The following is an 18,717-nucleotide window of genomic DNA, read 5'->3' on the forward strand; positions in this document are numbered from 1 at the left end:
TGATTGTTGACACCAACAACCCAGCTGAATTGCCAGCCTCGATCAACGATGCAGACGTGCAAGGGATCATCGATCACCACGCACTTATCGGCGGTATCATGACCAAAGGTCCGATCGACATCACGATCCGCCCGCTGGCTTGCACGGCAACGATCATGCATGATCTGATGGGCGCTGACGCCGCGAAAATGCCAGACGCCATGAAAGGCGCTGCACTGACATGCATCTTGTCCGACACATTGGAATTCCGCAGCCCGACAACCACAGCGCACGACAAAGCAGTGGCAGAGAAACTAGCGGGCGATCTTGGCATCGACATCCCTGCATATGCAGCTGAGATGTTTGCTGCGAAATCTGACGTTTCCAGCTTTTCCGACGCTGAGTTGCTTCGCATGGACTCTAAAGAGTACGCGGTCGACGGCACAAAGTTCCGCGTTTCTGTTCTAGAAACCACATCGCCAGCAACGGTTCTGGATCGCAAAGCGAGCCTGATGGAGACAATGACATCAGTTGCGTCCGAGGATGGCGTGGATCAGGTTCTTTTGTTCGTCGTGGACATTCTGAACGAGCAAAGCACTTTGCTGGTCCCTAACGATCTGGTGAAAAACGTCGCTGCAAAATCGTTCGGCGTTACGGCTGAAGCGGATACCGTTGTTTTGGAAGGCGTTGTTAGCCGCAAAAAGCAAATCATCCCTAACCTTAAAGTCTGATCATATTGTGCGCGCCCTTCGGGGCGCGCGCTCTTCTTTTTTAGTTTGCCTCCGGCGGAGATATTTTAAGAGAGAGGAAGGGTGCCGTTTTGGCCACAGCTGGTGTACTCAGGGCGAAAGAACTTGTTTTGAGGCCTGCCAATGACCCGTATCATCTCGTCCCTTTCTGAGATTTCCCACCAATATGACGCGCTTTTCGTAGACCTTTGGGGCTGCGTACATGACGGCGTCAAGGCATTGCCCGAAGCTGTCGCCGCTTTGCAGGCCTATCGCAAAACAGGTGGTAAGGTCGTTCTCGTCACCAACTCGCCCCGCCCACGCGCCGGAGTGGTTAAGCAACTGGCACATTTTGGGGTACCTGAAGATGCATGGGACAGCATTGCCACGTCTGGCGATTCTGCGCGCTCTGCAATGTATCGCGGCGCGGTCGGTGAAAAGGTCTTTTTCATTGGCGAAGATCACGATCAGAATTTCTTTCAGCCTTTAGACATTTTGGAAAACCCTGCCGAAATTCAGCAAGTGCCGTTGGAAGATGCAGATGGCATCGTCTGCGCTGGTCCCTTTGATCCTCTGGCCGATCCTGACGTGATGCGTCCCCAATTTCTTTTTGCCAAACAAAAGGGTCTAAAGCTACTTTGCGCTAACCCTGACATTGTTGTTGATCGCGGCGAGTCGCGCGAGTGGTGCGCTGGTGCTTTGGCCGCGCTATATACCGAGATGGGCGGGGAGAGCCTTTACTTTGGCAAGCCGCACCCACCGATTTACGATTTGGCGCGACGCCGATTGTCCGCACTTGGCAAACCAGTTTCTGAAGATCGCATTTTGGCAATTGGCGATGGGATTCATACCGATATTGCAGGTGCAATGGGCGAAGATATTGATTCTCTCTTCATCACTGGTGGCCTTGCCCGCGCTGAGACAAAAACCGTGAAAGACCCCGACCCTGCTGCACTGGACGCATATTTGATTAAGGAAACTGGTGCACCCACCTTTGCGATTGGCTATCTGCGGTAGTTTTCCACTTGCCAAATGCTGCGCTTGCAAAGTAATAAAGTTATCAAGACGCCTCTTGCGGCGATCATTTATTACCTGACGAACTCAGACAGAGGACATCCCCATGGACGACTTGCCCCGCGGTACGATCTACATCGAAGACATGGAAGTTGGCATTACACGTCACCTGACCAAGGTCATTACCGACAAAGACATCGAGATGTTTGCCGACGTCACAACAGATCGCAATCCTGTCCATCTTGATGACGAATACGCGAAAGGCACCATGTTTCGTGGACGCATTGCACATGGCATGTTGACCGCTGGTTTGGTGTCTGCGGTGATTGGCGAGCAACTCCCCGGTCATGGAACGGTTTACATGGGTCAGAGCCTTAAGTTTCTTGCCCCGGTACGCCCCGGCGATGAAGTCTACACTGAGTTGGAAGTCATCGAATTTGATCGCGAAAAGCGCCGTGTAAAAATGGACTGCCGCTGCATGGTAGATGGCAAAAAAGTGCTCTCAGGTGAAGCGACTGTCCTCGCACCGACGCGCACACCAAAATGACGCGCGAGGATGCTTGCAACGGCTGAAAAGGCCAGCTAGGCCAGCATCATGCGTATTATTCGAGACTACACCTATGTAACCCCTGAAGATCGCGGCGCGAGCGCTGCGATCGGTAACTTTGACGGGGTTCACATCGGCCACCAAGCTGTGATCGATATCGCCCGCACTGCTGGAGAAGCGATCGGTGCCCCGTGCGGTGTGATGACGTTTGATCCCCATCCTCGCGAGTATTTTGCCCCGAATGCCGATCCATTTCGGTTGATGAGTTCGGCGGCAAAAGCGACGCGTTTGGATAAAATTGGTGTCGAGCGGCTCTATCAACTCAACTTTAACACCGCTCTTGCAGAGCTGAGCCCCGAAGAATTTGCAACGCGTGTCATTCACCAGGGTTTAGGGTTGCGCCATGTTGTTGTTGGCGCCGATTTTTGCTTTGGCCGGGGACGCGCTGGAAAAGCCTCTGACTTAGAGGCATTCGGCAAAGAACTGGGCTTTGGCGTTACGATTGCCAAGCTGGTTGAAGGCTCACAAGGCCAAGTGTCATCGACCCGCATTCGAGCCGCATTGAGTGAAGGCAAGCCGCGCGACGCTGCTGCAATGCTCGGCCATTGGCACCGCATTGAAGGCGTTGTTATAGGCGGTGAACAACGTGGCCGTGTTCTAGGCTATCCAACTGCAAATATGTCGATTGACGGCCTCCACCCGCCGAAACTTGGCGTTTATGCCGTGTTGGTTGAGGTTCAAGATGGCCCGCATAAAGGCCAATATAACGGGGTTGCTTCGCTCGGTGTGCGTCCGATGTTTGGCGAGAATAGTGCGAACCTTGAAACCTTTATCTTTGATTTTTCTGGCGATCTTTATGACGCGACGCTTTCCGTTGCGCTGATCGAATATCTGCGTCCTGAAGAAAAGTTCGATGGGCTTGATGCGTTGATCACGCAGATGGATGCAGACAGCGCGAAAGCGCGTGCAATATTGGCAGCTCTATGAGCGACGACCCGATAGAGCGCGCAGGCCTATCCAAGCGCTTTTGGGAGCGCAAAAAGATGGCGGATATGTCCCAAAAAGAATGGGAAGCGCTATGCGATGGTTGCGGTAAATGCTGCCTAAACAAGCTTGAGGACGAAGACAGCGGCGTTGTTGTCTTGACCAATATTGCCTGCCGTTTGTTGGATGATACCTCTTGCCACTGCGCACAGTATGAAATTCGACATCAATTCGTGCCGGAATGTATCGTACTGAAGCCTAGCAATATCCCCGATCACCTCTATTGGATGCCACAGACCTGCGCTTATCGGTTGGTCTATGAGGGCCGGGCGTTAGAAGAGTGGCACCCCTTGATTTCTGGCAGCATGGAGAGTGTTCACAAAGCTGGCGTTTCGATGCAGGGTAGGACCATTCCTGAATTCGAAGTCGATGAAGACGATTGGGAAGAGCATATCATCGAGGAGCCAACCTAATGTTTTTCGCCTCTGACAACGCAGGCCCTGTTCACCCTGAAGTTCTTGAGGCAATTGCCCGCGCAAATGATGGCTATGCAATGCCCTATGGCGCGGATGCCGCGAGCCAGCGCGTTCAAGCAAAAATTCGCGAGATATTTGAAGCCCCCGATGCGATGGTGCATTTAGTGGCCACTGGAACGGCGGCTAATTCGATCGCTCTGGCTTGTCTAAGCCAACCTTATGAGACCGTATTCTGCTCTGCTGTCGCCCATATCCTCGAGGATGAATGCAGCGCGCCAGAATTTTATTCTGGCGGCGGCAAGCTTACGATCGTGCCATGTGATGTGGACAAGATGAACCCTCACGACCTGCGAAGCGTAATCGCCAAGGAAGGCACACGCGGTGTTCATGGCCCGCAGCGCGGCGCAGTTTCAATAACACAAGTCGCTGAGAAAGGCTCTGTTCATTCGCTTGATGAGTTGCAGGATTTGGTCGACGTGGCAAAGGAATTTGACCTGCCTGTGCACCTTGATGGCGCGCGTTTTGGCAATGCTTTGGTCGCCCTAGGCTGTACGCCAGCACAGATGTCTTGGAAGCTGGGCATAGATGCCGTTAGCTTTGGAGGCACCAAGAACGGTTTGATGGGCGTTGAAGCAGTGATCTTCTTTGATCCCGCAAAGTCATGGGAGTTCGAGTTGCGCCGCAAACGGGGCGCGCATCTATTCTCCAAGAGCCGCTTTTTGGCTGCGCAGATGGAAGCGTACCTGAGTGACGATCTTTGGTTGACCAGTGCATCGAAGGCAAACGCCAATATGGCACGCCTTGCCAATGGGTTACGCGCAATTGAGGGCGCGGAATTCCTTTGCGAGCCCGAGGCCAACCTTGTCTTCGCCAAACTGCCCCGTGCTGCGCACAAACGCCTGCAAACGGGCGGCGCTGTCTATTATTTGATGGACGAGCTAGAAGGCGGTGATGACAATGATCTACTGCTCAGCCGATTGGTATGTGACTGGTCGGTTTCAGATGCGCAGATAGATCAATTCATAGCGCTGGCGACTGGCTAACCAATTGCAATATCTCTCGTCCGACTGCGTTTGGACGTGTCAACGGAACCATATGCCCGCCTTGCGGAATGCACACGCGCGTTGAATTTGGGATACGCCGCGCAAGACCATCACACACGCTGTCCATGACTGGTCCGCCCAATCCGCCGTCGATAATGAGCGTTGGTGCCGAAATTTTGGAAAACGCGTTTGCCCCAACCAAATTATGCAAGTCTTGTTGAACAGCTGGTTGGCCCGCGCTGATCATATGGATGCGATCCGTGATTGCTTTACGGCTTTGCTCGCTCAGGCTATCCCACGGGCGGCCATCACCATAGGACGCCGTAAAGACACGCGCTGCTGTCTCGCGATCTCCGCGCTCCATCGCTTCGTGAAAACCTGTCATTTCCCTTGTGATGATATCCTCAGCCATTGGATTATCGGCCTTTGCAACGGCCATCATTACAGGTTCGATCAGCGTTAGCGTTCGCACCATTTCTGGGCGCTCAGCGGCAAGGCGAAGTGAGATAACGCCGCCAAAGCTATGCCCGATCAGATCAACCGGCTCTGTCATCAACTCCAGCGCCATATCCCTGACTTTATCTTGCAGATCGCAATCGTTTTGCCAATCTGCTGCCCGCCCATGTCCCGGTTGATCGAAACTGGTCACTGTGAGCGCGCCGCCAACGGCTGCGCCCAGCTTGGTATAGACGCCGCCATGCGCGAGCGAGCAGTGAAGCAGCAGAGCCTTACGCGGACCAAACCCATACGTGCTAAGCTGGGTTGGAACCCCCGCAAGAACTCTTTTCACCATGGCTTATAATTCGCCAGACAGAACAGCGTCCAAGTCTTCTAGGCGGTCTTGTCCCCAGAATTGCTGGCCTTGGTCTGTGACATAGAACGGTGTCCCAAAGGCACCTGCATTCACTGCTTCATCGAGGTTGCTTGCATAGGTTTCTGCCGATTCCATCATACCGCTATCAGCGAGAGCCGCATCAAAGCCCGCTTCAACGAGGCAGCCACGAATGACATCATCATCGGCGATTTCCTTGTCATCGACCCAGACTGAGCGGCAGAACGCCTGCACGAGTTTGCCAAGATCACCGCCCCCTGCGCGCTGCGCTGCGATAATCGCATAGCCAGACGGCGCAGCATTTGTGGGCCAATGCGCGGGCTTCATATTCAGGTGCATTCCTGCCTTTTTGGCCTGACGCGGCAGTTCTTGCGCACGGTATGTCATTCGGTTCGGATGGCGGTCCTTTGGCAACGTGCCGCCTGTGCGCATAAACAGTTGGCCAATATCCAAAGGCTTATAGTTGATCGTGCATCCATGTTTGGCAGCGATTTCTTCAAGCCGACCTCCAGCAAGGTAGACATAAGGGGACAAAGTCGAAAAATAGTAGTCAATATGTGGCATCTGGTCTCTCCAAAGAACTGACAAGCTTTGCCGCACGGTAGAGCCATGCTAAGCGGTGTCAACCTCGCGATTCTCTGCGCGCGAATTGGCTGCCAAGGACCCTGCTCATGCCCAATCTCACTGATCCCAAGCTTATTTCCGGTAATGCAAACAAGCCTCTGGCGGAAGCCATTGCGCGCCGCATGTCGATGCACCGCGGCATGAACGTCGGCCTAGTGGACGCGCGGGTAGAGCGTTTTAACGACGGCGAAATTTTCGTAGAAATGTTCGACAATGTTCGCGGCGAAGATGTGTTCATCATCCAGCCGACGTCCAACCCTGCGAACGATAATCTGATGGAACTGCTGATCATGGCAGATGCCCTGCGTCGCTCGTCAGCGCAGCGTATTACAGCGGTTATCCCTTACTTCGGCTACGCCCGTCAGGATCGTCGTACAAAGGCGCGCACTCCGATCACAGCCAAACTCGTTGCGAATATGTTGGTTGAAGCTGGTATTGAACGTATTTTGACGATGGATCTTCACGCCGCGCAAATTCAGGGTTTCTTCGATATTCCAGTTGATAACCTCTATGCCTCTCCGATCTTTGCATTGGACATTTTGTCTAACTTCAAAGACCAGCTGTCGGATGTCATGGTCGTGTCCCCGGATGTAGGCGGCGTTGCGCGAGCGCGCGAACTTGCAAAGCGGATCAATGCTCCCCTTTCCATCGTTGACAAGCGTCGTGAGAAACCCGGTGAAGTCGCTGAGATGACAATCATCGGAAACGTTGAAGGCAAGACCTGTATCATCGTAGACGACATTTGCGACACGGCTGGGACCTTGTGCAAAGCCGCCGAGGTTCTACTAGAGAACGGCGCAAAGGAAGTTCACTCCTATATCACACACGGCGTCCTAAGCGGCCCTGCTGTCGAGCGCGTGACAAACTCTGTGATGAAATCGTTGGTCATCACCGACACGATCGAAGCAACAGATCCGGTGAAAAACGCGCCAAACATTCGTATCGTTCCAACCGCGCCAATGTTTGCTCAAGCGACATTGAATATCTGGAACGGCACCTCTGTTTCGTCACTTTTCGAAACGGAAACTCTGGGGCCGATCTACGAAGGTCTCTATTCGGTGTAAATGGACTGCAAAACTGTTTGGAAAAGGTCGCTCGCTGAGCGGCCTTTTTTATTGAAGAAACACTGTTACTTCGTCGCCGTTTGTCCATTTCGGGTACTTGCTCATGATCTGTGTAAATCGATCAGAGGCCAAGAACCTGTCCAACCAGCTGCGAACGGCAATAGGCGCATCACTATCAAAGCGGCCTCTGTCGATATGGGCAAACTGGCGAATGAAAGGCAGGATCGCGAGATCAGCAAGGGTAGGCCGCGTTCCAAAAAGGAAGTCGCGCCCTTCAAGTTGCTGACCAAGTTTATCTAAAAAGACCTGCGCGTTCCTTCGTTCCACTTCTGGATCGGACCCGACGCGCGAGAAATATTTGGTGCGATCCAGCGCCTTTTTGAAGCTCGTGTCGTTCTCTTCGATCAAGGCGTCACCTTCGCTTGACATATTCAACAGGTTTTCTGGATCATTCTGGGCAAGCGCCCAATGCATCACTTCAAGCGATTCTTCGATTATTGCGCCATCATCAACCACCACGGGCACAGTTCCCTTTGGGGAGGCTTCAAGAAATTCAGGTGCCTTGTCCCTTAGCAAAATCTCACGGTGTTCGGGCCGCAAGCCAGAAGAGGCAATCGCTAAGCGAGCGCGCATGGCATAGGGGCATCGACGAAAGGAGTAGAGGATCGGGCGCGTCATATCACTGGCAACTTAGTACAGCTCCCACCCTTCGTCATCAATCAAAGCACCCATCGCGATCCAAGAAAGACGTACCCGCGCGACGCGTGTATCGTCCCAAGTGCGGAAGATCAGATCGAAACCTGTCGTCGAGACATTCTTAGCCTGCGCATCTGCACGCACGTTGGTATCTTTGTCCAAATCGAGCAACGACATAGAGACCTGAACAGAAGGTGTGTCTGCAAATGGTTCTGAAAAGACGATCGTCTTCTTGCGTTGACGCGTGCCACTTCCAGACCACATCTTTCCATCGTTCTCGTAGTCCGAGAACATGACGTGTTCGCCTTGATCAATACCAAAAAGATGACTGCGGATACGTTTCATAAGGGCTTTGCGTTCTTACTAGTTAACTTACGTTCTTCCTAAAGTTGAATATTGGCATCATTTTGACATGCCAGTATCAAGTTTGAAACGAAAAAGCCCTCCCGATGACCGGAAGGGCTTTTCTAATCATATACGCGTCAATTTAGTTAACGCTAATTCCCAGTGCATCGCCGATAGCAACGGTGTCAGCCAAAACCTTGGCTGCGTCGTCTGCCGCTTCGCTCTTGGCTTCTTGAGCCTTTGCAAAGACGTCAGTTGCTGCGTCGATCATGCCTTTCAGCGTTGACTGATCCATGTCCGCCTTTGGGATCGCGCGCTCGGCCAGAACGGAAATACCGCCTTCACCGATCTCTGCGAAACCGCCAGTGACCACATATTCAGCATCGCCCTCTGGTCCGGCCACTTTCAATACGCCGGGGCGCAATGTTGTGATCGTTGGTGCATGGTCAGCCATAGCTGTCATGTCACCGTCAGAGCCTGGGATTTGCACTTCTGTAGCCTGCATAGATGCGAGGCTGCGCTCTGGGGAAACCAGATCGAATTGCAATGTATCCGCCATGTTCGTCTCCTTTGTAGGTGGTGCAGGCCATGGCCAGCACCAACCAAATCAGGGATTAAGCTGCTTCTGCGGCCATCTTCTCGGCTTTTGCGATCACTTCGTCGATGCCGCCAACCATGTAGAAGGCACCCTCTGGAAGGTGATCGTACTCGCCTGCGACAACCGCTTTGAAGGACGCGATTGTGTCTTCGAGTGGAACCTGAACACCGTCAGAACCTGTGAAGACTTTCGCAACGTCGAACGGCTGGGACAAGAAGCGCTCTAGCTTACGTGCACGTGCAACAGCCAGTTTGTCTTCTTCTGACAATTCGTCCATGCCCAAAATCGCGATGATGTCCTGAAGCGACTTGTAGCGCTGAAGAACCTGCTGAACGTCTGTCGCAACTTTGTAGTGCTCGTCACCAATGACAAGTGGGTCAAGAAGGCGCGATGTGGAACCGAGTGGATCAACCGCAGGGTAGATACCTTTCTCAGAGATCGAACGATCGAGAACCGTTGTCGCGTCGAGGTGCGCAAAGGATGTCGCTGGAGCCGGGTCAGTAAGGTCGTCCGCTGGAACGTAAACCGCTTGAACCGATGTAATGGAACCGTTCTTCGTGGAAGAAATACGCTCCTGCATCGCGCCCATGTCGGTCGCAAGTGTTGGCTGGTAGCCAACCGCGGAAGGAATACGGCCAAGAAGGGCGGAAACCTCGGAACCAGCTTGTGTAAAGCGGAAGATGTTATCAACGAAGAACAGAACGTCTGTACCTGTGTCGTCGCGGAACTGCTCGGCCAGTGTCAAACCAGTCAAAGCAACACGCATACGCGCACCGGGAGGCTCGTTCATCTGACCGTATACGAGAGCAATTTTGGAGTCTGGGAGGTTATCAGGAACGATAACACCAGATTCGATCATCTCGTGGTAAAGGTCGTTACCTTCACGTGTACGCTCGCCAACACCCGCGAAAACGGAAACACCGGAGTGAACCTTCGCAATGTTGTTGATGAGTTCCATGATGAGAACTGTTTTACCAACACCCGCACCACCGAAGAGACCAATTTTACCACCCTTCGTGTAAGGCGCGAGAAGGTCGATAACCTTAATGCCTGTCACGAGGATTTCTGTCGCTGTGGACTGCTGCTCAAACGTTGGCGCATCGCCGTGAATTGGGCGGCGTGCTTCTGCTGCAACTGGGCCCTGCTCGTCAACAGGATCGCCTGTAACGTTCATGATGCGGCCAAGTGTTGCGTTACCAACTGGAACAGAAATCTGGTTGCCCGTGTTGGTCACTTCCTGACCACGAACAAGACCTTCAGTACCGTCCATCGCAATTGTGCGAACAGTGTTCTCGCCGAGGTGCTGAGCAACCTCAAGAACAAGTGTTTTGTCTTGGTTTGTTGTTTCCAGAGCGTTCAAGATCTCTGGAAGGTTGTCTTCGAACTGCACGTCAACGACGGCGCCGATGACCTGAGTAATTTTTCCGACTGCGTTAGCCATGTCGTAAACTCCGATTTTTTAGAGCGCTTCCGCGCCCGAAATGATTTCAATCAGCTCGTTGGTGATGACGGCCTGACGTGAACGGTTGAACTGGATCGTCAGCTTGTCGATCATGTCACCCGCGTTGCGTGTCGCATTGTCCATCGCGGACATCCGCGAACCTTGCTCGGACGCAGCATTTTCCAGCAGAGCTGAGAAAACCGCTGTCGCCACGCCGCGTGGTAGCAAGTCAGCCAAGATGGCTTCTTCACTTGGCTCGTAGTCATAAAGCGTTGCCGCCTCTGCGCCCTCTTCTGCCTCAAACGCTGCAGGGATAATCTGCTGTGCTTGCGGCTCTTGGGTGACCACGTTCACGAACTTCGCATAGAAGAGCGTCGCAACATCGAACTCAGCGGCATCAAAGCGCGCCAGAACATCGCCAGCGATGTCTTGAGCGTTTGAGTAACCGATGTTTTTGACCTCAGAGAGATCAAAGTGACCGATGTAGTACTGACCAAAGTCACGCTTGAGACTATCGCGGCCTTTTTTGCCGACTGTCAGAATTTTGACAGTCTTACCAGCAGCGAGAAGTCCGTCAGCATGCGCACGCGCTTTCTTTGCGATATTGGTGTTGAAACCACCGCAAAGACCACGCTCAGAGGTCATGATAACCAACAGGTGGGTATCGTCGTTGCCCGTACCGCTAAGCAGTTTGGGCGCAGAGTCAGAACCACCAACCGAAGCCGCCAGACCCGCCATCACAGCGTTGAAACGCTCTGTGTAGGGACGTGACTGCTCGGCAGCTTCCTGCGCGCGGCGAAGTTTCGCCGCGGCAACCATTTGCATGGCTTTCGTGATCTTGCGTGTGTTTTTCACACTCTCGATCCGATTTTTGAGATCTTTAAGATTTGCCATCTGTCAGATCCCCTTACGCGAAATCAGAAGCGAATTCGGTAAGTGCTGCGCTAAGTTTGTCTGCAATCTCACCTTTGATCTTCTGATCGTTGTTGGTGATCTCGTCCAGCAGGTCGCTGTGCTTGGAGCGCATGTGCGCCAGCATGCCAGCCTCGAAGCGGCCAACGTCAGAAACGTCAACTTTGTCGAGGAAACCGTTTGTACCCGCGTAAATCACGCAGACGATTTCAGCATTTGTCAGCGGTGAATACTGTGGCTGCTTCATCAGCTCGGTCAAACGCGCACCACGGTTCAAGAGCTGCTGAGTTGCGGCGTCAAGGTCGGAACCGAACTGAGCAAACGCAGCCATCTCACGGTACTGAGCGAGGGACAGTTTCACTGGGCCCGCAACAGAAGACATCGCTTTTGTTTGAGCGGATGAGCCAACACGAGAAACAGAGAGACCTGTGTTCACAGCTGGGCGGATACCTTGGAAGAACAATTCTGTTTCCAAGAAGATCTGACCGTCTGTAATCGAAATCACGTTTGTCGGAATAAACGCAGAAACGTCGCCGCCCTGAGTTTCGATGACTGGCAGAGCCGTCAAAGAACCGCTGCCGTTCTCTTCGTTCAGCTTCGCAGAACGCTCAAGCAGACGGGAGTGAAGATAGAAAACGTCACCTGGATACGCTTCACGGCCTGGTGGGCGGCGAAGAAGCAGGGACATCTGACGATATGCAACCGCTTGCTTAGAAAGGTCATCATAGATGATCAGAGCGTGACGGCCGTTGTCGCGGAAGTGCTCCGCCATGGATGTCGCAGCATATGGTGCGAGGAACTGCAAAGGTGCAGGCTCGGACGCGGTTGCGGCAACAACAATGGAGTATTCCATCGCGCCGGACTCTTCGAGCTTCTTAACCAGCTGCGCCACTGTGGAACGCTTTTGGCCAATCGCAACGTAAACGCAGTACAATTTCTTGTTCTCGTCGTCGCCAGCAGCTTCGTTGTAGGATTTCTGGTTCAGGATCGCGTCCAGAGCAACGGCAGTTTTACCGGTCTGACGGTCACCAATGATCAGCTCTCGCTGGCCACGACCAATTGGGATCATCGCGTCAACGGACTTCAGGCCTGTCGCCATTGGTTCGTGAACGGATTTACGTGGGATAATGCCAGGTGCTTTAACTTCAGCAACAACGCGCTTGGAAGACTTGATCGGGCCTTTGCCGTCAAGTGGGTTGCCAAGACCGTCAACAACGCGGCCAAGCAGCTCGTCACCAACCGGAACGTCAACAATAGAGTTGGTGCGCTTAACAGTGTCACCCTCTTTAATGTCGCGGTCGGAGCCGAAGATAACAACACCAACGTTGTCCGCTTCGAGGTTCAAGGCCATGCCCTGAATACCACCGGGGAATTCAACCATTTCACCGGCCTGAACATTGTCCAGACCGTGTACGCGGGCGATACCGTCACCGACGGACAGAACCCGGCCAACTTCAGCAACTTCGGCGTCTTTGCCAAAGTTCTTGATCTGGTCCTTTAGGATCGCAGAAATTTCTGCAGCTTGGATACCCATTTATCCGACCTCTTTCATTGCATTCTGGAGGGAATTCAGCTTGGAGCGGATCGACGTGTCGATCATCTTCGAGCCAACTTTTACAACAAGACCGCCGATGAGATCCTCATCAACGGTCGCATTTATCTTAACGTCTTTGCCTACATTGGCCTTTAGCGTTTTGGCCAGTTTGTCGGCTTGCGCTTTGGTCAGTGCAGTTGCGGATGTAACGTCCGCGGTCACTTCACCTTTGTCCTCTGCGATCAAAGCGCGCAGTTGGGACACAAGTTGCGGCAACACGAACAAACGACGCTTTGTCGCCATAAGGCTCAGCGTGTTGGCCATGACAGGCTGCAACTTCATTTTCTTGGAGACTGCTGCAATCGCCGCACCTTGAACATCGCGCGTATAAACTGGCGAAGAAATAAGATCGCGTAATTCAGCGCTCTCATCAAGTGCAGCAGACAGATCGTCTACATTGGTTTCGAGTTTAGCGAGCGCTTTGCCATCTTTGGCAAGGTCGAAAACTGCTGAGGCATAGCGCGCAGCGATACCTGAGGAAATCGAAGCTGGTTCGGACACGTCCACCCTTCCGATATTCTGGCCCTGTTCCCGTCCCCGAGGGGGAGTAGGTCGAGAGCGATTGAGCTCCGACATATGCCGGTGCGTGAAATTCTGGGCCGATGTAGCAGAGGGTTTGCTTCATCGCAACATATCTTGATACAATTGCGTGATCGTCCATCGCCCTTATTTTTAAGGGTATACCATTGCATGCGACGAGATGCGCACTAAATCGGGTTACAGAATCCGTCACTTTTCGTGAATTCTTCCGATTCCTTAATGACGCGACGTGAGTTTAAGCTCCGTCGCCCTTAAGCCCGACAGCCGATTCAGGCACTGGTTTTGGGGCGAGAACTTCAAGCGGACTAGGCACACGAAGCCGATGCCCTGGCCCTGTCGGAGCCTGCACTCTTTTAGACGCCTCAAGAAGCAAAACGCCTGATGGAAAAATTGCAGGGATCCGCCCGCCTACCCGCTCCCAAAACGCACCGGTTTTCATCCAAGCCCGCTTCGAGCTGGGTGGTTGATAGAGCGCGGCCGAGTGTCTTTCTGGCAAAAACCCGTGTCGCTTTAACTGAGCTTCAAGCTGCGTGAGCGTATAGGGGCGTCCAAAGCCAAATGGCGTCTTATCACTGCGTGACCAAAGACCCGCACGGTTCGGCACAATGAAAAGCGCCCGCCCTCCTGGCCCCAAGGTCCGCCAGCATTCATCCAAAACGGCGGTTGGATTTTCAGATGTCTCAAGCCCATGCATTACGATCAGGCGATCCACGCGGCCCGTTTCGATCGGCCACAGCATCTCTTCACAAAGCACCGAAACATTCGGCAAACCTGCCGGCCACGGAATAACGCCTTGCGGGCCCGGCATAAGAGCAACAACACGGCGCGCATCGTTGAGGTAGGGTCGCAGCAATGGCGCAGCGAAGCCAAAGCCTGCGACGGTCTGCCCCTGTGCTTCTGGCCACATCTTGAGCACACGATTACGAACGGCGCGCTGCGCCGCTCGGCCCAAAGCAGAGCGGTAATAGAAATTTCGCAGGTCCTGCACGTCAAGATGCATTGCAGCGCCCTTCGGGATCAGCCAATCTATCCCCGACCATATCAACACGGAGCCGAATTGCCATGCCTTATGAGATAGAGACCATCCCATGCTTGCAAGACAACTACGCCTTTTTGATTGGCAATCTGGAAACGCGTGAAGCTGCCATCGTCGATGTGCCCGATGCTGGTCCTATCAACGACGCTTTGACTGCGCGTGGTTGGACTCTTACGACTGTTCTCCTCACCCACCACCATTGGGATCATGTGGACGGACTAGATGACCTCGCGAACCGCGAAAATCTGAAAGTAATCGGTGCTGAAGCCGATGCGCATCGCCTGCCACCGCTATCCAAAGCACTGAAGGACGGAGATACGATCGACATTCTTGGAACGCCGACGCGCATCTTTGACGTATCTGGTCACACACTTGGTCATATTGCATTTCATATGCCCGACCTCGATGCTGTTTTCACAGCCGACAGCCTGATGGCCCTTGGCTGTGGCCGTTTGTTCGAGGGCACCCCCGCGCAAATGCACGAAAGTCTCGGCAAATTCGAAACCTTTCCCGAAGACACGATTGTCTACTCTGGCCACGAATACGCGAGTACGAATGCAAAATTTGCGCTGACTATTGAACCTGACAATGCGGCGCTTATTTCTAGAAGCAACGCAATTCAAACAGCGCGAGGGGATGATCGCCCAACCGTGCCCACATCTCTCAAACTCGAACGCGCGACAAATCCGTTTTTGCGCGCTCACGTCCCACAGATCGCCGATCATCTTGGAATGAACGGTGTAACTCCGGTGGAAATATTCACCGAAATTCGTAAACGCCGCGACAATTTTTGATGTCGCGTGAACTTTAACATCTTTGGTTCCAATTGTGAGTTCTGTGACTGCATTCACATCAATTTTGAACGAAAGATGCGAAAAAACACTTGAAGCTGGGCGGATATCGACCAAACTTTAAGACAATAGGCCTAGGTTGCGCAGCATCCCTCGCGCAGGGCCCAAGAAAAGGAGCACACGCGTGCCATCATTTTCGACAACACTTGAACAGGCTATTCATTCCGCTTTGGCACTGGCTAACGCGCGCCGCCACGAATTTGCAACGCTTGAGCACTTGTTGCTCGCGCTTGTGGATGAACCCGACGCAGAGCGTGTGATGAAGGCATGTTCGGTTGATACAGAAGAACTGCGCCAGACCTTGGTGGGTTTCATTGATGACGACCTCAGCAATTTGATCACTGACATCGAAGGCTCAGAAGCGGTACCAACAGCCGCATTCCAACGCGTTATTCAACGCGCAGCGATTCATGTGCAAAGTTCAGGTCGCTCCGAAGTGACCGGCGCCAATGTGCTGGTTGCTATGTTTGCAGAGCGTGAAAGCAACGCCGCTTACTTTCTACAAGAGCAAGACATCACACGGTACGACGCGGTGAACTTCATCGCCCATGGCGTGGCGAAAGACCCCGCGTTTGGCGAACCACGCTCGGTGTCTGGCGCGCCAGAAATGGACGAAGAAGCCACTACCGCGATGGAAGGTGAAGAAAAGAAGGAAAGCGCGCTGGCCAAATACTGCGTTGATCTGAACTCTAAAGCAGCCAAGGGCGATGTTGATCCGCTAATCGGCCGTGACAGCGAAGTTGAACGCTGCATTCAGGTTTTGTGCCGCCGCCGCAAGAACAATCCGCTTTTGGTGGGCGATCCGGGCGTAGGCAAAACAGCCATCGCAGAGGGGCTTGCGCGCCGCATTGTGCAAGGTGAAACACCCGAAATCCTATCGAACACGACTATCTTTTCACTCGATATGGGCGCGCTACTTGCAGGCACGCGGTATCGCGGTGATTTCGAAGAGCGTCTAAAGGCGGTAGTTACAGAGATCGAAGAACATCCCGATAGCGTGTTGTTCATCGATGAAATTCATACCGTGATCGGCGCAGGTGCGACATCTGGCGGCGCAATGGACGCGTCCAACTTGCTGAAACCTGCGTTGCAGGGCGGCAAGCTGCGTACGATGGGATCGACGACGTATAAAGAGTTTCGCCAGCACTTTGAGAAGGACCGCGCCCTGTCGCGTAGGTTCCAAAAGATTGATGTGGCTGAACCTTCTGTTGAAGACAGCGTCAAGATCCTCAAGGGTCTCAAGCCCTATTTCGAGGAACATCACGCAGTTAAATACACTTCCGATGCGATCAAGACCGCCGTCGAGTTAGCGGCGCGCTATATTAATGACCGCAAGCTGCCGGACAAAGCCATCGACGTCATCGACGAAGCAGGCGCAGCCCAGCACTTGATTGTGGAAAGCAAACGCCGCAAAACAATTGGCGCGAAAGAGATTGAAGCAGTAGTCGCCAAGATTGCGCGCATCCCGCCAAAGAACGTCTCCAAGGGCGATGCAGAGGTCTTGCGCGATCTTGAAGCAAGTCTGAAACGTGTCGTCTTTGGTCAAGATGCGGCTATCGACGCACTTAGTTCTGCGATCAAACTCGCACGCGCTGGTCTGCGCGAGCCGGAAAAGCCCATTGGCAACTACCTGTTCGCAGGTCCAACTGGCGTGGGTAAAACCGAAGTTGCGAAGCAACTCGCAGATACCCTTGGCGTAGAAATGCTGCGCTTTGATATGTCCGAGTACATGGAAAAGCATGCTGTCAGCCGTTTGATTGGTGCTCCTCCCGGATATGTTGGGTTTGATCAGGGTGGCTTGTTAACGGATGGTGTCGATCAACATCCGCACTGCGTCCTGCTTCTTGATGAAATCGAGAAGGCACATCCTGATGTGTTCAATATTCTGCTTCAAGTGATGGATCACGGCAAGCTGACGGATCACAATGGACGGGCTGTCGATTTCCGCAACGTCGTGTTGATCATGACATCCAATGCAGGTGCCTCCGAACAAGCGAAGGAAGCAATGGGCTTTGGACGTTCCGCCCGTGAAGGCGAAGACATTGCCGCGATTGAGCGCACGTTTACGCCAGAGTTCCGCAATCGTTTGGACGCTGTGATTGGTTTTGGCGCGTTGCCGAAGAAGGTCATCATGCAAGTGGTTGAAAAATTCGTGCTACAGCTCGAAGCGCAATTGATGGACCGCAATGTGACATTCGAATTGACCAAAGCAGCGACCGAATGGATTGCCGACAAAGGCTATGACAGCAAAATGGGTGCGCGCCCTCTTGGCCGCGTGATTCAGGAACACATCAAAAAGCCGCTCGCGGAAGAGCTGCTCTTTGGCAAGCTCGCCAAAGGCGGCGTTGTGAAGGTCGACGTGAAGGACGGCAAGATTGTTCTAAAGACAGAAGGGCCGGAAAAGCCCCGTTTGTCTGGAAAAAAGCCACCTCTGCTGACTGCTGATTGATGCGTGCACTTTTTGCACTTTTGATTTGCGCCGCGACCTCCAGCGCGGCGCAAGACATCCGTTTCCAACAGCCCCTAGATTGCGTACTAGGGAAAACCTGCTTCATTGAAGACTATGTTGATACAGATCCCGATGAACGTCAGGCTCAGGATTTCACGTGTGGTTTCAATACGCGCGACGGACACAAGGGTACCGACTTTGCCCTGCTAGATTTTTCTGACATTACAAAAGGCGTTAGTGTTTTTGCCGCCGCAGATGGTCAGGTGTTGCGCACCCGCGATAAAATGCCCGATGATCGTTTACAGCGCGGCGTTACGTCCAATAACGCATGTGGAAATGCGGTTATTATTGCCCATGGCGATGGATACACTAGCACCTATTGTCATCTAAAGCTTGGCTCTGTTCGGGTAGTGCCAGGGGAGGCGATTAAGGCGGGCCAGGTTCTTGGTCTTGTGGGTCTCTCTGGCCAAACCAGCCACCCTCATCTTCACTTTCAGGTTTCCAAGAACAATATGCGGATCGACCCATTTCGACCGTTTCAATCGAATTCTTGCGAAACCGCACAACCTGAGGAAACGCTTTGGGTTGAGACGCCTGAATACCACGCGTCTATCTTGCGCTTCGCCGGCTTTTCCAACTCTGTTCCCGAGTACAAAGACATGAGATCAGCAAAAGCGTTGCTGAAAACCTCTGCTGGAGATCAGCCACTTGTTCTGTACATAGAAGCTGGGCTCACTCAACACGGTGACGTTCTGGAGTTTTACGCTGACGGACCCAACGGCGAGATTTTTAGTCATAGCATATTGATGAAATCGCCCCGCAAAAGCGAACGGCGTGCTTTTGGGAAAAGAGCCCCTGCAAAAGGCTGGGCCTCGGGCGAATATACTGGTCGTGTGACTTTGACCCGAAAGGGAGAAATCATCGCAAACCGATTTGCCCATGTCACTGTCGTGAACTAGAAAAT

At 53.1% G+C, this 18,717-nt stretch carries 20 protein-coding genes; 10 read left to right on the forward strand and 10 right to left on the reverse strand.

From position 1 onward, the window contains the following. The 6 genes from ACRBCU_RS11390 to ACRBCU_RS11415 form a co-directional block, all read left to right on the forward strand. On the forward strand, positions 1-710 hold a 710-nt coding region (locus ACRBCU_RS11390), incomplete at its 5' end, for a DHH family phosphoesterase (protein ID WP_431365505.1). Positions 711-851: 141 nt separating this feature from the next. Beyond that, complete coding sequence (locus ACRBCU_RS11395; protein WP_431365506.1) at positions 852-1,724, forward strand: TIGR01459 family HAD-type hydrolase; 873 nt, start codon at positions 852-854, stop codon at positions 1,722-1,724. A gap of 103 nt (positions 1,725-1,827) precedes the next feature. Beyond that, positions 1,828-2,268 carry a MaoC family dehydratase gene (locus ACRBCU_RS11400; RefSeq protein ID WP_431365507.1) on the forward strand — a complete coding sequence of 147 codons (441 nt, stop codon included), beginning with the start codon at positions 1,828-1,830 and terminating at the stop codon, positions 2,266-2,268. A 48-nt stretch (positions 2,269-2,316) separates the two neighbouring features. Further along, on the forward strand, positions 2,317-3,255 hold the full coding sequence (locus ACRBCU_RS11405) for a bifunctional riboflavin kinase/FAD synthetase (RefSeq protein WP_431365508.1): 939 nt from the start codon (positions 2,317-2,319) through the stop codon (positions 3,253-3,255). After that, entirely contained in the window at positions 3,252-3,725 is a 474-nt protein-coding gene (locus ACRBCU_RS11410; protein ID WP_431365509.1) for a YcgN family cysteine cluster protein, read from the forward strand. Before ACRBCU_RS11405 ends, ACRBCU_RS11410 begins: the two co-directional genes overlap by 4 nt. Further along, positions 3,725-4,771, forward strand: a complete 1,047-nt coding sequence (locus tag ACRBCU_RS11415) for a threonine aldolase family protein (RefSeq protein ID WP_431365510.1) — start codon at positions 3,725-3,727, stop codon at positions 4,769-4,771. Before ACRBCU_RS11410 ends, ACRBCU_RS11415 begins: the two co-directional genes overlap by 1 nt. Here the strand turns inward: ACRBCU_RS11415 and ACRBCU_RS11420 are convergent. After that, positions 4,749-5,564: an alpha/beta fold hydrolase gene (locus ACRBCU_RS11420; protein ID WP_431365511.1), complete on the reverse strand. Its 816-nt coding sequence runs from the start codon at positions 5,562-5,564 to the stop codon at positions 4,749-4,751. The two genes, ACRBCU_RS11415 and ACRBCU_RS11420, sit on opposite strands and share 23 nt — an antisense overlap. Positions 5,565-5,567: 3 nt before the next feature. Then, positions 5,568-6,167 carry a 2-hydroxychromene-2-carboxylate isomerase gene (locus tag ACRBCU_RS11425; protein WP_431365512.1) on the reverse strand — a complete coding sequence of 200 codons (600 nt, stop codon included), beginning with the start codon at positions 6,165-6,167 and terminating at the stop codon, positions 5,568-5,570. Positions 6,168-6,274: 107 nt separating this feature from the next. Between ACRBCU_RS11425 and ACRBCU_RS11430 the strand changes: the two genes are divergently transcribed. After that, positions 6,275-7,291, forward strand: coding sequence for a ribose-phosphate pyrophosphokinase (locus tag ACRBCU_RS11430; protein WP_431365513.1), 1,017 nt, complete (start codon positions 6,275-6,277; stop codon positions 7,289-7,291). 48 nt (positions 7,292-7,339) lie between these two features. On the opposite strand, the gene ACRBCU_RS11435 is transcribed toward ACRBCU_RS11430, so the two are convergent. The 8 genes from ACRBCU_RS11435 to ACRBCU_RS11470 form a co-directional block, all read right to left on the reverse strand. Then, positions 7,340-7,969: a glutathione S-transferase gene (locus tag ACRBCU_RS11435; RefSeq protein WP_431365514.1), complete on the reverse strand. Its 630-nt coding sequence runs from the start codon at positions 7,967-7,969 to the stop codon at positions 7,340-7,342. A gap of 12 nt (positions 7,970-7,981) precedes the next feature. After that, a complete protein-coding gene (locus ACRBCU_RS11440; protein ID WP_431365515.1) occupies positions 7,982-8,332 on the reverse strand; it encodes an H-type lectin domain-containing protein in 351 nt (116 codons plus the stop codon). A gap of 142 nt (positions 8,333-8,474) precedes the next feature. Continuing rightward, complete coding sequence (locus ACRBCU_RS11445) at positions 8,475-8,891, reverse strand: F0F1 ATP synthase subunit epsilon (protein WP_431365516.1); 417 nt, start codon at positions 8,889-8,891, stop codon at positions 8,475-8,477. Positions 8,892-8,946: 55 nt separating this feature from the next. Continuing rightward, the gene (gene atpD, locus ACRBCU_RS11450; RefSeq protein ID WP_431365517.1) at positions 8,947-10,371 is read right to left on the reverse strand and encodes a F0F1 ATP synthase subunit beta; all 1,425 of its coding nucleotides are present in this window, start codon (positions 10,369-10,371) and stop codon (positions 8,947-8,949) included. An 18-nt stretch (positions 10,372-10,389) separates the two neighbouring features. Further along, positions 10,390-11,265: a F0F1 ATP synthase subunit gamma gene (locus tag ACRBCU_RS11455; RefSeq protein WP_431365518.1), complete on the reverse strand. Its 876-nt coding sequence runs from the start codon at positions 11,263-11,265 to the stop codon at positions 10,390-10,392. A 13-nt stretch (positions 11,266-11,278) separates the two neighbouring features. Then, positions 11,279-12,817, reverse strand: coding sequence for a F0F1 ATP synthase subunit alpha (gene atpA / locus ACRBCU_RS11460; RefSeq protein ID WP_431365519.1), 1,539 nt, complete (start codon positions 12,815-12,817; stop codon positions 11,279-11,281). Continuing rightward, positions 12,818-13,378, reverse strand: coding sequence for a F0F1 ATP synthase subunit delta (locus ACRBCU_RS11465; RefSeq protein ID WP_431365520.1), 561 nt, complete (start codon positions 13,376-13,378; stop codon positions 12,818-12,820). Positions 13,379-13,652: 274 nt separating this feature from the next. Next, entirely contained in the window at positions 13,653-14,417 is a 765-nt protein-coding gene (locus tag ACRBCU_RS11470; RefSeq protein ID WP_431365521.1) for a methyltransferase domain-containing protein, read from the reverse strand. A 62-nt stretch (positions 14,418-14,479) separates the two neighbouring features. Here ACRBCU_RS11470 and gloB point away from each other — a divergent pair, with 62 nt between their 5' ends. The 3 genes from gloB to ACRBCU_RS11485 all read left to right on the forward strand — a co-directional run bounded on the left by gloB (position 14,480) and on the right by ACRBCU_RS11485 (position 18,712). Continuing rightward, positions 14,480-15,247 (forward strand): hydroxyacylglutathione hydrolase, encoded by a 768-nt coding sequence (gene gloB / locus ACRBCU_RS11475; protein ID WP_431365522.1) that lies wholly within the window; start codon positions 14,480-14,482, stop codon positions 15,245-15,247. Between the two features lie 181 nt (positions 15,248-15,428). Next, the gene (clpA, locus tag ACRBCU_RS11480; RefSeq protein ID WP_431365523.1) at positions 15,429-17,753 is read left to right on the forward strand and encodes an ATP-dependent Clp protease ATP-binding subunit ClpA; all 2,325 of its coding nucleotides are present in this window, start codon (positions 15,429-15,431) and stop codon (positions 17,751-17,753) included. Next, complete coding sequence (locus ACRBCU_RS11485) at positions 17,753-18,712, forward strand: M23 family metallopeptidase (protein ID WP_431365524.1); 960 nt, start codon at positions 17,753-17,755, stop codon at positions 18,710-18,712. The genes clpA and ACRBCU_RS11485 overlap by 1 nt, the downstream gene beginning before the upstream one ends. Positions 18,713-18,717 lie beyond the last annotated feature (5 nt).

The organism is Planktotalea sp., from assembly GCF_050633725.1.
In the GTDB taxonomy this organism is placed as follows: Bacteria; Pseudomonadota; Alphaproteobacteria; order Rhodobacterales; family Rhodobacteraceae; genus Planktotalea.

What these genes read in the sequence shown, in the direction of transcription:
- ACRBCU_RS11395 (WP_431365506.1), top strand. Translation starts at nt 852, where the DNA reads ATGACCCGTATCATCTCGTCCCTTTCTGAGATTTCCCACCAATATGAC.
- ACRBCU_RS11400 (WP_431365507.1), top strand. Translation starts at nt 1,828, where the DNA reads ATGGACGACTTGCCCCGCGGTACGATCTACATCGAAGACATGGAAGTT.
- ACRBCU_RS11405 (WP_431365508.1), top strand. Translation starts at nt 2,317, where the DNA reads ATGCGTATTATTCGAGACTACACCTATGTAACCCCTGAAGATCGCGGC.
- ACRBCU_RS11410 (WP_431365509.1), top strand. Translation starts at nt 3,252, where the DNA reads ATGAGCGACGACCCGATAGAGCGCGCAGGCCTATCCAAGCGCTTTTGG.
- ACRBCU_RS11415 (WP_431365510.1), top strand. Translation starts at nt 3,725, where the DNA reads ATGTTTTTCGCCTCTGACAACGCAGGCCCTGTTCACCCTGAAGTTCTT.
- ACRBCU_RS11420 (WP_431365511.1), bottom strand. Translation starts at nt 5,564, where the DNA reads ATGGTGAAAAGAGTTCTTGCGGGGGTTCCAACCCAGCTTAGCACGTAT.
- ACRBCU_RS11425 (WP_431365512.1), bottom strand. Translation starts at nt 6,167, where the DNA reads ATGCCACATATTGACTACTATTTTTCGACTTTGTCCCCTTATGTCTAC.
- ACRBCU_RS11430 (WP_431365513.1), top strand. Translation starts at nt 6,275, where the DNA reads ATGCCCAATCTCACTGATCCCAAGCTTATTTCCGGTAATGCAAACAAG.
- ACRBCU_RS11435 (WP_431365514.1), bottom strand. Translation starts at nt 7,969, where the DNA reads ATGACGCGCCCGATCCTCTACTCCTTTCGTCGATGCCCCTATGCCATG.
- ACRBCU_RS11440 (WP_431365515.1), bottom strand. Translation starts at nt 8,332, where the DNA reads ATGAAACGTATCCGCAGTCATCTTTTTGGTATTGATCAAGGCGAACAC.
- ACRBCU_RS11445 (WP_431365516.1), bottom strand. Translation starts at nt 8,891, where the DNA reads ATGGCGGATACATTGCAATTCGATCTGGTTTCCCCAGAGCGCAGCCTC.
- atpD (WP_431365517.1), bottom strand. Translation starts at nt 10,371, where the DNA reads ATGGCTAACGCAGTCGGAAAAATTACTCAGGTCATCGGCGCCGTCGTT.
- ACRBCU_RS11455 (WP_431365518.1), bottom strand. Translation starts at nt 11,265, where the DNA reads ATGGCAAATCTTAAAGATCTCAAAAATCGGATCGAGAGTGTGAAAAAC.
- atpA (WP_431365519.1), bottom strand. Translation starts at nt 12,817, where the DNA reads ATGGGTATCCAAGCTGCAGAAATTTCTGCGATCCTAAAGGACCAGATC.
- ACRBCU_RS11470 (WP_431365521.1), bottom strand. Translation starts at nt 14,417, where the DNA reads ATGCATCTTGACGTGCAGGACCTGCGAAATTTCTATTACCGCTCTGCT.
- gloB (WP_431365522.1), top strand. Translation starts at nt 14,480, where the DNA reads ATGCCTTATGAGATAGAGACCATCCCATGCTTGCAAGACAACTACGCC.
- ACRBCU_RS11485 (WP_431365524.1), top strand. Translation starts at nt 17,753, where the DNA reads ATGCGTGCACTTTTTGCACTTTTGATTTGCGCCGCGACCTCCAGCGCG.